Below are 11,660 nucleotides of genomic sequence, written 5' to 3' on the forward strand. Positions count from 1 at the left end.
ACCGTTGGAGCACCGGCCGGAGGCTGGGAACCGCACCCCCGTCGGCCGTGCACTGCGCGCTGACACGAGGGGATCGGTGATCCCCGCCGGGCCGTCGCACCACGCGGGATCGACGCACGTCGCGTCGGCAGTGTACGAGGAGGAAACCGAAGTGGCCATCAAGGAACCGGGCATCATCGCCTCGCCGAACCGGGGTCTCGCACTCACGGCCGGCGGCGTCCTCGCACTCTGGGGCGTCCTGGGCTTCTTCTTCGCCGCCGACGGCGACCCGGGCTTCTTCAACCGCCAGGGCGGCATGCTGTGGAACGCGTTCGGCGTGAACCCGGCGCTCTGCCTGGTGTGGGTGCTGCTCGCCGCGGTGCTGCTCATCACCGGCCTCGGCAACACCGTCGGATCGCGCAACGGCAACCTGCTCGTCGGCGTCCTGCTCGTCCTCTTCGCGGTGTACGGCTTCGTCTTCGTCGACACCTCGGCCAACGTCTTCGCCCTGAACACGACGGACAACGTGTTCCACGCCATCGTCGGTGTGCTCCTGCTGCTCACCGCGCTCGGTGCCGACAAGGAGAACCTCCGCGCGCTGCGAGCGGCGCGCGCCTGACGCACCCGCTCGACCGCACTCCCGACGCCCGTCTGCCGCTCCGGCAGGCGGGCGTCGTCGTGTGTGCGGGGGCGGGGCGGTTCGGCGGGGTGGTCCGGCGGCGGTGTCGTCCGGCGGGGGTGTCGTGCGGTCACGACTCCCCGCTCAGGTGCGTCGGCCGGTCACGAACTGTCGGATGCGGAGCGTTCAGGCGACGACGAGTGACCACTCGGCGCAGGACCGACGGGGAGCCGTGACCGCTCGGCAGTGTGCGACCGGGCAGGCAGGCGCGCGTGCCCGGCGGCGTGAGGCCGAAGCGGACCCAACGGGTCAGTCGGACGCGTCAGTCGGCGTCGGAGTCGGCGTCGGGCTGCTTCTTCGGGGCCTCGAGCTCGGTGGCGACGATGCGGGGCGCCTCGGACATGAAGCGTCGGACATCCAGGTCGACGATGATGTCCTGCGGCCGGAGCGGCCGGGTGAGGAACAGCCCCTCGAGGGAGGTCAGCCGCGACAGCGCCACGTACGTCTGGCCCGCGCTGAACACCCGGTTGCCGAGGTCGACCACGGCCCGGTCGTAGGTGCTGCCCTGCGACTTGTGGATGGTCACGGCCCAGGCGAGCCGGAGCGGGAACTGCTGGAACTCCCCGACGGTGTCCTTCTTGAGTTCCTTCTTGTCCGCGTCGTACGAGTACTTGAACTTCTCCCACACCGACGGCTGGACCTCGAACGACTCACCGTCGACGTCGACCCACACCGTGTCGCGGATGGCCGTCACGATGCCCAGGGTGCCGTTCACCCAGCGCTGGTCGGCGTCGTTGCGCAGGAACATCACGTGCGCGCCGGGCTTCAACTCGAGGGCTTCGTCGGCCGGGAAGTTCCGTCCGCCGAAGTCCCCGTTCACGTCGGCCTTGGCGGTCTTCACCTTGCCGGGCAGCCGCTCGAGGGCCGCCTTGTTGATCCGGGCGACCGTGTCGTTGCGGGTCGCCAGGGTGATGGCGTCGTCCGGGGCCGGGCGGGCCCCCGCGGTGTTGAGCTGCTCGGCGATGTCCGCGGTGACCCGGCCGTGCCGGACGGCGGTGAGCATCGCGGCGAAGGCGTCGTCGCGCTGCCGGTGCACCGTGGCGAGCTCGATGATGTTGAGCTCGGCCTCGAGCCACACCTTGGCGTCGAAGAACCACATCGACCGGTAGTGGTCGGTGAAGTAGGCGCGCTCGTCGGCGTCGCCGGGCACCGGGGGCAGCTGGTACGGGTCGCCGAACATCACGACCTGCACACCGCCGAACGGCTCGAACTGCCGACCGCGGGCCTTGCGGAGCGACCGGTCCATGCCGTCGAGCAGGTCGGCGTTGACCATCGAGACCTCGTCGATGACCAGGGTGTCGATCGTGTTGAGGAGCTTGCGGGTGTCCGGGCCCTGCCGCAGCTCGGCGTCGGCGATGAGCCCGATCGGCAGCCGGAACAGGGAGTGGATCGTCTGGCCGCCGACGTTGAGCGCAGCGACCCCCGTCGGGGCGCAGATGACGACCTGCTTCTCGGTGTTCCACGACAGGTGGTTGAGCAGCGTGGACTTGCCCGTGCCGGCCCGGCCGGTGATGAACACGTGGTCACGGGTGTGCTCGATGTACTCGAAGACCGCGCGCTGTTCGTCGCTCAGCTCGATGCTCATCGGGCGTCCGCCCCGGGCGAGGGTTCGAGGTCGTCGCTGCCGTCGTCGAAGTCCAGGTCGTCCTGGTCAACCCGGGAAGCGGGCTCGGCGGCGGCGGTCGGACCGGCCACAGCTGCGTCGCCGGCAGCAACTGCGTCAACGGCGTGGGCCGGGTCTCCCCCGTCACGCCGCAGCCGCACGAGCACCACCACGACCACGGTCACCAGGAGCAGCACCCCGGCGACGATCAGCACGAGCCCGGCCCGGGCCTGGTCGACGAGCGGATCCGGCCCCCACGTCCGGCCCATCGCACCGAACCACGATGCCTGCAGCAGCCCGAGCGGCCCGCGCATCGCGATCCCGAGCGAGACGGTGCCCGCCGCGATCACCATCGCCCCGACGATCCGGACGGCGGCGGCAGCCGTGGTCGGGCGACGGTGCCCGGCAGGGATCGGTGTGCAGAGCGTCGGGACGGCCAGCAGCCCGACCAGCAGGAACACGGCGTCGCTGACGGTACGACCGGTGGGGTCGCTCACCGACCACCGGACGGCATCGGTGGCGAAGAAGGCCCACCACAGGGCCGCCGCGAGCAGGAACGCGGGGAACGGCTGGGCCAGGTACCGCACGGAGGGGTGCTCGACGATGACGTCGGTCCACTCACGCACCCCCGTGCTGTCGTCGTTCCGGGGGTGCACGGCGGCGCGGATCAACGCGACGGGTGCCGCCGCCCACACCAGGGCGGGGACCACCAGGCCGAGCAGCACGTGGGCACCGACGTTCGCCGAGACGAGGAACCGGTCGTACTGGTGCAGCGAGCCCGAGGTCGCGACCACCAGGGACACGACCGCCAGGGCCGCGGCGATCGAGCGACGCGCCGGCCACCGCACGCCGCTCCGCCGCAGTCGCACGACGCCGGCCACGTAGGTCGCGGCGAGCAGCACGGCGGCCATCAGCCAGAACAGGTCGATGTTCCACTCGGTCAGCCAGCCCCACGCACCGGGCGCGTGCGGCAGCAGGTCGTCCGTCAGGAGCTCCGCCGGGCTCGGGTCGGTGGTCTTGCTCAGGGCGATCTGGTCGACCGGGGTGGCGGTCCGTCCGAGTGCCGCGGCGAACCCCGACGCCACACCCATCACCGCGAGTTCGACGACGATGAGGGTCCAGAAGGGCCGCTGCCGACCGGGCGAGGTGGTCAGCGCACGGATGGCCCGACGGCGCTGCACCGCGCCGAGGACCCCGATGGCGACGATCGCACCGATCTTCACCAGGACGAGCGTGCCGTACGGGGTGAACAGGTTCGACAGCGCCCCGACGCGGATCTGCGCCGACGCGGTACCCGAGACGGCGACGAGCACGAAGCAGCCGAGGGCGATGCTCGAGTACCGCGCCACGACCACGGCCAGCCGGTCTCCGGGCAGCACCCCGCGCAGCAGCACGAGCATGACGAGCCCACCGACCCACAGCGCCGCGCCGACCAGGTGCAGCCCCAGTGCGGTCACGGCGGCGTCGTGGCTCGCGGTACCGGCGGCGTGGCCCTGCTGTGCGAGCGGGATGAGACCGATCATCGAGACCGCGGCGGTCAGGGCGACCATGCCCCTCGAACGGACGGCGAAGCAGAGCACCGTGACGGCCGCGGCGACGAGGACGGTCACGAGCCAGGCGAGCCCGAGCTCGGTGCCGGTGAGGAAGACCCCCATCGACTGCCCGAACTGCTCGTCGATGCTGATGCGCGAACCGGCCACGCTGAGGAACGTGCAGAACGTGGCGACGGCCGACGCGACCGTCCAGACACCACTGGCCCCGGCAGCGACGTCGATCGCGCGGTTCCACTCGGGGCCGGAGCGCGAGAGGCCGACGGTCGCCAGTGCGAGCCCACCGATCGTGGTGGCCGCGGACAGGTCGACGACGAGCCGGGCGATCGGCAGCCCGAAGCGGACGCCGGGCCCCGGATCGGCGATGAGTGCGGGGTTCGCGCCCCCACCGATGACGAGTGCCGTGAGCAGCGCCACGAACCCGACGAGCAGGAGCACGGCGGGACCGGCGATGCGCGCGATCCGATTCACCCGTCAAGCCTAGGCGGTGCCCACCCGGCCGACGGACGGGGCGGGCCGATCTGTGCAAACCGGCACGGGCCTCCAGGCCAGGACCCGCGCACCACGCGCCCGCGCGCCCCGGGAACGACGAAAGGGACGGCCGAAGCCGTCCCTCCCGATGCGCGGAACAGTCTTACTTGACCGCAGCCTTGAGCTTCGAGCCGGCGCTGACCTTGACCGAGTCGCTCGCGGCGATCTCGATGGCGTCACCCGTCTGCGGGTTGCGGCCGGTGCGGGCGGCGCGGTGCGTCTTCTCGAAGGCGATCCAACCGGGGATCGTGACCTTCGTGCCGTCGGCGACGGACGACGAGACGACGCTGAAGAGCGCGTCGACGACGCCGTTGACGGTGGCCTGGCTCTGGCCGGACTCAGCGGCGACGGCAGCGACGAGCTCGGTGCGGTTCAGTGACTTGTCAGCCATGGATGTCCTCCTCGGACTTCTTGCAGTATCGGTCGGACGCACGTGTCGTCCGGCGCCCGGAGCGGGTGCCCCGTGCCACGGTGCCAGTGGGCCGAGGGCCCGGCGGAACCGGAGTTGAACCTACCAGCCGCCGGGGGTGAAAACCGCCGACTCGCCCGGATTTCCGGGGTTGTCGGGGCTCCGAGGGGGTGCTGGAGGGGCAGATGTGACGAATGACGGCTCGCATGTACCCCGTACACAGCGAACGCCCCGCCACCAGGAGGTGACGGGGCGTCGTGTACTGCGAGTGCTTACCAGGAGCTCTTCGTGATGCCGGGGAGCTCGCCGCGGTGGGCCATGTCACGGAAACGGACACGGCTGATGCCGAACTCACCGAGGTGGCCACGGGGGCGGCCGTCGATGGCGTCGCGGTTGCGGTAGCGGATGGGCGATGCGTCGCGGGGCAGCTTCTGCAGGCCCACGCGGGCGGCCTCACGCGACTCGTCGGTGCCGTTCGGGTCCACGAGGGCCTTCTTCAGCTCGAGACGACGCTCGGCGTAGCGCGCGATGATGACGGCACGCTGGTTGTTCTTCGCGATCTTGCTCTTCTTCGCCATGCTTAGCGCTCCTCACGGAAGTCGACGTGCTTGCGGATCACCGGGTCGTACTTCTTCAGCACGAGTCGGTCGGGGTTGTTCCGACGGTTCTTCTTGGTCACGTAGGTGAACCCGGTGCCCGCCGTCGAGCGGAGCTTGATGATCGGACGGATGTCCTGACCCTTTTTCGCCATCAGATCTTCTCCCCACGAGCGAGGAGATCCTTGACGACGGACTCGATGCCACGTGCGTCGATCACCTTGATGCCCTTCGCGCTGAGCGTGAGCGTGACGTTACGACGAAGCGAGGGCACGTAGTACGTCTTCTTCTGCACGTTCGGGTCGAAGCGACGCTTCGTCCGGCGGTGCGAGTGCGAGATGTTGTGACCGAAGCCGGGAACGGCGCCGGTCACCTGGCACACTGCTGCCATGGTTTCCTCCTGAGTACCGTGCGACCGGACGGCCGCACCCAAGTTCACTTGCCTGGTGCACACGCGCAGTGCCACCGGGGTGGCCGTGCGAGGGGGTTGTGTGCACCGCCCAGGTCCGCATCCCCTGTCGAAGGAGAGCCGGACACCGCGCGACCGCGGCGTTCGCGACGGTCGGAGGGCTTGGAACAACGGGCCCGCCGCGCGGACGCGGAGAACCAGGGCTCCACGTTACGCGAGGACCGGGCGTGTCGCAAGCCGCGCCTCCAGGCCTGGAGGCCCGGTGCGGCCGACCGTCCCGCTCACGTGACCCCGTTGGTCACCCCCACCGCCCGCGATCGTGAGCAGGAACGGTCGGGTCGGGCACCTCGACCCGACCGTTCCTGCTCACGAAGTGGACGAACCGCCCTCCGCGGCACGACCGCGCGGGAGCCCGACCGGTGCCATGAGCAGGTACCGCTCCCGCCGGATCCAGTACAGGCCCGTCTCCCGCCGCTCCGCCCGGGTGGCGAACCGGTAGTGGAACATCCGTGCGCGGACCCAGCGCGGCGGTTCCCCGTCGAACGGGTCGTCGGCGAGCAGCCGCAGCGTGGGCCGGTCGGCCTCGAGCAGCCGCACGACGAACACCCGGAACCACCGGTCGTCGGCACCGAGGGCCAGGAACCACATCAGCCAGTCGAGCCGCAGGTGGTACGGCGCGAACTGCCCGGGCCGACGCCTCGGGTCGCCCGGCTTGCCGCGGAACTCGTACGGTTGCCAGTCCTCGTCGGACGGGTCCTCGGCCAGGGTTCCCTCGACGATGACCTCGTCGCGCTGCTGCGTCACGCTGCCGAAGGCACCGTAGGCGTTCGCCAGGTGCCACCGGTTGAACGAGGCGTTCATGAGCTGCCGCCGCGACACCAGGTTCTTCGCGGCCGGCCAGGACAACCAGGCGAGCAGCAGCCCGACGGCGACCGTCACCGCGACGAAGGAGACCGGCGTCGCGGTCGGCCCGGCCTCGACGCTGTCGTGCAGCCAGGGCAGCACCGCCGCCACCGACCGGTCGTCGATCGCGGCGAAGGCCAGGACGAGGGTGATCCAGTTCAGCCAGGCGAAGTTGCCGGAGACCACCAACCAGAGCTGGGTGAGCAGGACGAGGGCGGCGGCGATCGACGCCACGGGCTGCGGCGCGAAGAGGAAGAACGGTACGACCAGCTGCACGAAGTGGCTGCCGAGCGTCTCGAACCGGTGCACGGGGCGGGGCAGCAGGTGGGCCGTCCGCGACACCGGGTTCGGCATCGGCTGCGTCTCGTGGTGGTAGTACAGCGCCGTCAGGTCACGCCAGGAGCGGTCTCCGCGCATCTTGATCATGCCGGCACCGAACTCGAGCCGGAACACCAGCCAGCGCAGCGCGACGAGCACGACGATCGGCGGCGCGACGTCGTCGGAGCCGAGGAACGCGACGGTGAACAGCGCCTCGACCAACAGGGACTCCCACCCGAAGGCCCAGAAGGTCTGTCCGACGTCGGAGATCGACAGGTACGCCAGCCAGAGCAGCAGGAAGCACAGCATCGGCACCCACCAGGGGGCCCGTTGCGGGACACCGGCGACCAGGGCGAAGGACACCACCGCTCCCCCGCCGGCGAGCAGCCGCAACCGTCGGTCGGTGTAGCGCCACCACCGCCAGACCACCGGCAGTCGGCGGGCGTACGGGCGCTCCATGAACCGGGGCACCGGGAGCAGGCCGTGTTCCCCGACGAGCACCGGGAACTGGGCGAGGGCGGACAGGAAGGCGAGGCAGGCGATCGCCGCGACGCCGCGCTGCAGCACGAACCGGGCGACGTCGTAGTCGGACGCGCCGGCCCACTGCGTCCAGGCTGCGAGGTCCACGGGCGGGACGCTACGCGGGGCGGGCTGCGGTCCGTCTCGGCGTCATGCCCGACGCGTCGCCGACGGCGTGCGTCGCCGACGGCGTGCGTCGCCGACGGCATGTGTGGCCTACGGCGCCTGCGTCGGCTTGGGCGCGAGCGCCTGCACCATCAGCTCCCCGAGCTGCTGCGGCGCCGTGAACATCGGCCAGTGGCCGGTCTCGAGCCCGACGATGGAGAGTTCCTCGGTCGCGACGAGCTCCGCCGCCCAGGCCTGGTGATCCGCCACCATCGCCAGCAGCTCGGCGGCGGGGATCTCGCAGGTGATGATCGTCGCGGGGATCGTGTGCCGTGCCGGGTCGGCGTAGTGGAACCGGTCGGACGGCACCGAGGCCGGCTCGGGGATCGCCCGGTGCTCGACGTCCTGCCGGACCTCGGGCGTCATGCCCCGGACGGTGGCGGGTTCCCAGATGTCCCACGACGGCAGCGGCACGACGCCGTCGACCACGGGCAGCTCGTCGTTGACGCACCCGCCCTCGGGCCCCGGGAACGTGTCGACGTAGAGCAGGTGCGCGACGAGCGACGGGCGCTGGTCGGCGGCCATGTACGCGATCGGCCCGGCACCCGAGTGTCCGGCGAGCACGACGGGTTCGTCGGCGGACGCGACGTCGTCCAGGATCGCGACCAACGCGGCGACCTGCTCGTCGAGCGTGTCGCCATCGCGCGTGACGGCCTGCACCGAGTGCCCGGCTTCCCGGAGCACCGGGGCGACGTCGTCCCACGCGCTCGCGTCGAGCCAGAACCCGGGGACCAGGATGACGTGCATGCGGGGCAGGTTACTCGTCGGTGGCGGCGGTCGCGCGGGCTGCCGTGCAGACGGCGCACTCGCCGAAGATGTCGACGACGTGACTGGCGTTGGTGAACCCGTTGGCGGCGGCGACGTCCTGCGCCCACTGCTCCACCGGGTCCGCCTCGATCTCGACGGTCCGGCCGCAGTTCCGGCAGATCAGGTGGTGGTGGTGCGCGTCCGTCGTGCACGCCCGGTACAGCGATTCACCGTCCTGCTGCAGCGAGTCGGCGTCGCCCTCGGTCGCCAGGTCGGCGAGCGCCCGGTAGACGGTGGCCAGACCGATGGTCGATCCCTCGTCCCGCAGGTGCTGGTGCAGCGCCTGCGCACTGACGAACCCCTCGGTCGAGTCGAGGGCTCCGCGCACCGCTTCGCGCTGCCACGTGTTCCGCTTGGTCTTCTGCACGGCGTTCATGCTGACACCTCTTCCTTCCGACCGGCTGTCGACGTCGTCCCTGCCTGGAGGCCCGGCTCGCCCCCGCCACGCTGGCTCCGGCCGGCGACGCGGTTGCGTCCCCGCTTGTCGCGTCGCGACCCGATGATCCGGCAGACCACCCAGATCGCGAACGAGATCGTCGTCACGTACGGGCTGATCGGCAGGCCGCCACCCAGTGCGAGCAGGATGCCCCCGACGACCGACGTCACCGCGAACACCGTCGACAGCACCGGCACGACGACCGGGTGCGAGCTCAGGCGCAGGGCAGCGGCCGCCGGGGTGACGAGCAGGGACAGCACGAGCAACGCACCGACGATCTGCACCGACACGGCGGTGGCCAGCCCGAGCACGAGCATGAACACGATCGCGAGGGTCCGCACCGGGATCCCCGCGGCCGCAGCCACGTCGGGGTCGACCGAGGCGAACATCAGCGGGCGCCAGATGACGAGCAGCGTCGCCACGACGATCGCGGCGACCACGATCAGGAACGTCAGCTGCGGGTTGTCGACCGAGACGATCTGCCCGGTGAGCAGCCCGAACTTGTTGGCGGCCCGGCCCTTGTAGAGCGCCAGGCAGAGGATGCCGAGCCCGAGCCCGAACGGCATGAGGACGGCGATGATCGAGTTGCGTTCCCGGGCACGCGACCCGAGGAGACCGATGAGCAGGGCGGCGATGACCGACCCGACGAGCGATCCGGACACCACGTTCACCCCGAGCAGCAGCGAGGCGCTGGCCCCGGCGAACGAGAGCTCCGAGATGCCGTGCACGGCGAACGGCATGTTCCGGGCGACGACGAACGGGCCGATGAGGCCGCCGACGATGCCGAGCACCGCGCCGGCCCAGATCGAGTTCTGTACGAGCACGAGGAGCTCGCCGTAGTCCTGGAACGAGAAGACGGTCGACAGCAGGTCCATCAGATCCGCCCTTTGTCGGGCTGGTCGGCGTGCGGGTCGACCTCGCCCGGGTGGTGCTCGTGGGCCTCGTTCGCCCCGACGATGACGATGCGTCCCATGGTGCGGACGACGTCGACGGGCGTGCCGTACAGGTCGCTGAGCACGTCGGCGCGCAGGACCTCGTCCGGTGAACCGATCCGGAACCGACCGCCGGCGATGTAGAGGACCCGGTCGACGACGTCGAGGATCGGGTTCACGTCGTGCGTCACGAAGAGCACGGCGGCCTCGCGCTGCCGGCGCTCGCGGTCGATGAGCTCGGTGATCCCGCGCTGGTGCCGCAGGTCGAGCGAGATGAGGGGTTCGTCGCACAGCAGCAGGGCGGGGTCGGCGGCGATGGCCTGCCCGACGCGGGTGCGCTGCTGCTCGCCGCCGGAGAGCTCGGCGACGGGGGCGTCCGCGAAGGCGGTGGCGCCGACCTCGTCGAGGACCCGGTCGATGCGCATCCGGTCGGCCTTCGACGCCCGTCGGATCCCCCACCGGTGCCCGGTCACGCCCTGGGCGATCATGTCCCGCGCGCGCAGGGGCGTCCCCGCCTCCATCAGGCGCTGCTGCGGGATGTAGCCGATCTTCCGGTGGCCGCGGTGCACCGGCTGCCCGAGGAACGACATCGTGCCGCTCGTGAGCCGCTGCTGCCCGAGGACGGTTCGGAGCAGTGAGGTCTTGCCGGCGCCGTTCGGGCCGAGGACCGCGACGAACTCCCCCGGCGCGAGGTCGAGGTCGAGGCCTGCCCAGAGCTTCCGGGCGCCGTAGGACAACCCGGCGTCGCGGAGCGCGAGGACCGGACGACCTGCAGCCCGGTCGTCCACCGTGGTGGTCGCCGGGCTGGGGGTCGCCGCTGCTGCGGTCGAGGTCGTCACTTCTGGAGCGCTGCCTTCACCGCGTCGATGTTCGCCTGCTGCCACGAGACGTAATCCTGCCCCTTGGGGAGCGTCTCCGTGACACCGACGACGGGGATGTCGTTCTGCTCGGCCGCCTTCTGGACCTGCTCGGTCTCGGGGCTGGACGCCTGGTTGTTGTAGGCGAGGAGCTGCACGCGCTTGCCGGTGAACAGCGCGAGGGTGTCGCGGAGGGCCGCCGGCGGGACGTCGTCGCCTTCCTCGATGGCCTCGGAGAAGTCCGGCGGGGTCTCGTTCTCGAGCCCCATCGCGTCGAACAGGTACCCGGGCACCGGCTCGGTGTACGCCACCTTGTCGCCGGAGTCCTGCTTCTTGACGGCGTCGGTCTGGGACTCGAGGTCCTCGAGCTTGGTGGTGAGCGTGGCGGCGTTCTTCTCGAAGGCGTCCTTGCCGCTCTCGTCGAGCGCGCTGAGGTCCTTCGTGACCGCCTCGACCAGCTTCACCATCGTCGGGTAGCTGTAGAAGACGTGCTCGTTGAACTCGGCGCTGCCGCCCTTGTCGAGGCCGGAGAGCTTCACGACGTTGATCGTGTCGGCCTTGGTGTCCGAGGCGTTCGCGAGCGTCGTCATGAAGTCGTCGTAGCCGCCACCGTTCTCGATGAGCAGGTCGGCCTTCGACACGGAGAGCTGCGTGCGGGCGCTCGACTCGAACGAGTGCGGGTCCTGCGAGGGGTCGCTCAGGATGCTCGTCACGGTGACGGCGTCGCCACCGATGGTCTTGACGATCGAGCCGTAGACGTTGGTGGAGGCGACGACGTTGACCGTGCCGTCACCGCTGGCCTCCCCCGAGGCGGACGAGGTGGCGCACCCGGTCAGGGCGAGCGCGGCGGCGCCGGCGACGAGCGGGAGGGCGAGGAGGCGGTTGCGCATACGACGACCGTACCGACTAGTGATAACGATTGTCAAAACCGGTAGCACCTCGACCTGCTCGGCGTCCGACTACCGTG

13 protein-coding genes are annotated in these 11,660 nt (G+C 70.8%); 1 reads left to right on the forward strand and 12 read right to left on the reverse strand.

Annotated features, from left to right (window positions below; genetic code table 11):
• Positions 1-151: 151 nt before the first annotated feature.
• Positions 152-598: a DUF4383 domain-containing protein gene (locus DEJ03_RS18015; protein ID WP_171907796.1), complete on the forward strand. Its 447-nt coding sequence runs from the start codon at positions 152-154 to the stop codon at positions 596-598.
• A gap of 322 nt (positions 599-920) precedes the next feature.
• Here the strand turns inward: DEJ03_RS18015 and DEJ03_RS13255 are convergent, their stop codons facing one another.
• The 12 genes from DEJ03_RS13255 to DEJ03_RS13310 all read right to left on the reverse strand — a co-directional run bounded on the left by DEJ03_RS13255 (position 921) and on the right by DEJ03_RS13310 (position 11,583).
• Positions 921-2,243, reverse strand: coding sequence for an ATP-dependent RecD-like DNA helicase (locus DEJ03_RS13255; RefSeq protein WP_071404912.1), 1,323 nt, complete (start codon positions 2,241-2,243; stop codon positions 921-923).
• Positions 2,240-4,282: a cytochrome c oxidase assembly protein gene (locus DEJ03_RS13260; RefSeq protein WP_110864957.1), complete on the reverse strand. Its 2,043-nt coding sequence runs from the start codon at positions 4,280-4,282 to the stop codon at positions 2,240-2,242. Before DEJ03_RS13260 ends, DEJ03_RS13255 begins: the two co-directional genes overlap by 4 nt.
• Before the next feature lie 163 nt (positions 4,283-4,445).
• Positions 4,446-4,733, reverse strand: coding sequence for an HU family DNA-binding protein (locus tag DEJ03_RS13265; RefSeq protein ID WP_017886454.1), 288 nt, complete (start codon positions 4,731-4,733; stop codon positions 4,446-4,448).
• Positions 4,734-5,023: 290 nt separating this feature from the next.
• Positions 5,024-5,329, reverse strand: coding sequence for a 30S ribosomal protein S14 (gene rpsN / locus DEJ03_RS13270; protein WP_017886455.1), 306 nt, complete (start codon positions 5,327-5,329; stop codon positions 5,024-5,026).
• Positions 5,330-5,331: 2 nt separating this feature from the next.
• On the reverse strand, positions 5,332-5,502 hold the full coding sequence (gene rpmG, locus DEJ03_RS13275; protein ID WP_017886456.1) for a 50S ribosomal protein L33: 171 nt from the start codon (positions 5,500-5,502) through the stop codon (positions 5,332-5,334).
• Complete coding sequence (gene rpmB / locus DEJ03_RS13280) at positions 5,502-5,738, reverse strand: 50S ribosomal protein L28 (RefSeq protein ID WP_027464952.1); 237 nt, start codon at positions 5,736-5,738, stop codon at positions 5,502-5,504. The genes rpmG and rpmB overlap by 1 nt, the downstream gene beginning before the upstream one ends.
• A 384-nt stretch (positions 5,739-6,122) precedes the next feature.
• Positions 6,123-7,604: a lipase maturation factor family protein gene (locus tag DEJ03_RS13285; RefSeq protein WP_110864958.1), complete on the reverse strand. Its 1,482-nt coding sequence runs from the start codon at positions 7,602-7,604 to the stop codon at positions 6,123-6,125.
• Positions 7,605-7,712: 108 nt separating this feature from the next.
• On the reverse strand, positions 7,713-8,408 hold the full coding sequence (locus DEJ03_RS13290; protein ID WP_071246243.1) for an alpha/beta fold hydrolase: 696 nt from the start codon (positions 8,406-8,408) through the stop codon (positions 7,713-7,715).
• Positions 8,409-8,418: 10 nt separating this feature from the next.
• On the reverse strand, positions 8,419-8,844 hold the full coding sequence (locus DEJ03_RS13295; protein ID WP_027464954.1) for a Fur family transcriptional regulator: 426 nt from the start codon (positions 8,842-8,844) through the stop codon (positions 8,419-8,421).
• Positions 8,841-9,779 (reverse strand): metal ABC transporter permease, encoded by a 939-nt coding sequence (locus tag DEJ03_RS13300; RefSeq protein ID WP_071404908.1) that lies wholly within the window; start codon positions 9,777-9,779, stop codon positions 8,841-8,843. Before DEJ03_RS13300 ends, DEJ03_RS13295 begins: the two co-directional genes overlap by 4 nt.
• Positions 9,779-10,624 (reverse strand): metal ABC transporter ATP-binding protein, encoded by an 846-nt coding sequence (locus DEJ03_RS13305; protein ID WP_110864994.1) that lies wholly within the window; start codon positions 10,622-10,624, stop codon positions 9,779-9,781. Before DEJ03_RS13305 ends, DEJ03_RS13300 begins: the two co-directional genes overlap by 1 nt.
• Before the next feature lie 47 nt (positions 10,625-10,671).
• A complete protein-coding gene (locus DEJ03_RS13310) occupies positions 10,672-11,583 on the reverse strand; it encodes a metal ABC transporter solute-binding protein, Zn/Mn family (RefSeq protein WP_110864959.1) in 912 nt (303 codons plus the stop codon).
• Positions 11,584-11,660 lie beyond the last annotated feature (77 nt).

It is taken from the genome of Curtobacterium sp. MCLR17_043, from assembly GCF_003224215.1.
GTDB classification, from domain to species: Bacteria; Actinomycetota; Actinomycetes; order Actinomycetales; family Microbacteriaceae; genus Curtobacterium; species Curtobacterium flaccumfaciens.

Coding starts and splice junctions, on each gene's coding strand:
- DEJ03_RS13255 (WP_071404912.1), bottom strand. CDS start 2,243: ATGAGCATCGAGCTGAGCGACGAACAGCGCGCGGTCTTCGAGTACATC.
- DEJ03_RS13300 (WP_071404908.1), bottom strand. CDS start 9,779: ATGGACCTGCTGTCGACCGTCTTCTCGTTCCAGGACTACGGCGAGCTC.
- DEJ03_RS13265 (WP_017886454.1), bottom strand. CDS start 4,733: ATGGCTGACAAGTCACTGAACCGCACCGAGCTCGTCGCTGCCGTCGCC.
- DEJ03_RS13310 (WP_110864959.1), bottom strand. CDS start 11,583: ATGCGCAACCGCCTCCTCGCCCTCCCGCTCGTCGCCGGCGCCGCCGCG.
- rpmG (WP_017886456.1), bottom strand. CDS start 5,502: ATGGCGAAAAAGGGTCAGGACATCCGTCCGATCATCAAGCTCCGCTCG.
- rpmB (WP_027464952.1), bottom strand. CDS start 5,738: ATGGCAGCAGTGTGCCAGGTGACCGGCGCCGTTCCCGGCTTCGGTCAC.
- DEJ03_RS13290 (WP_071246243.1), bottom strand. CDS start 8,408: ATGCACGTCATCCTGGTCCCCGGGTTCTGGCTCGACGCGAGCGCGTGG.
- DEJ03_RS13295 (WP_027464954.1), bottom strand. CDS start 8,844: ATGAACGCCGTGCAGAAGACCAAGCGGAACACGTGGCAGCGCGAAGCG.
- rpsN (WP_017886455.1), bottom strand. CDS start 5,329: ATGGCGAAGAAGAGCAAGATCGCGAAGAACAACCAGCGTGCCGTCATC.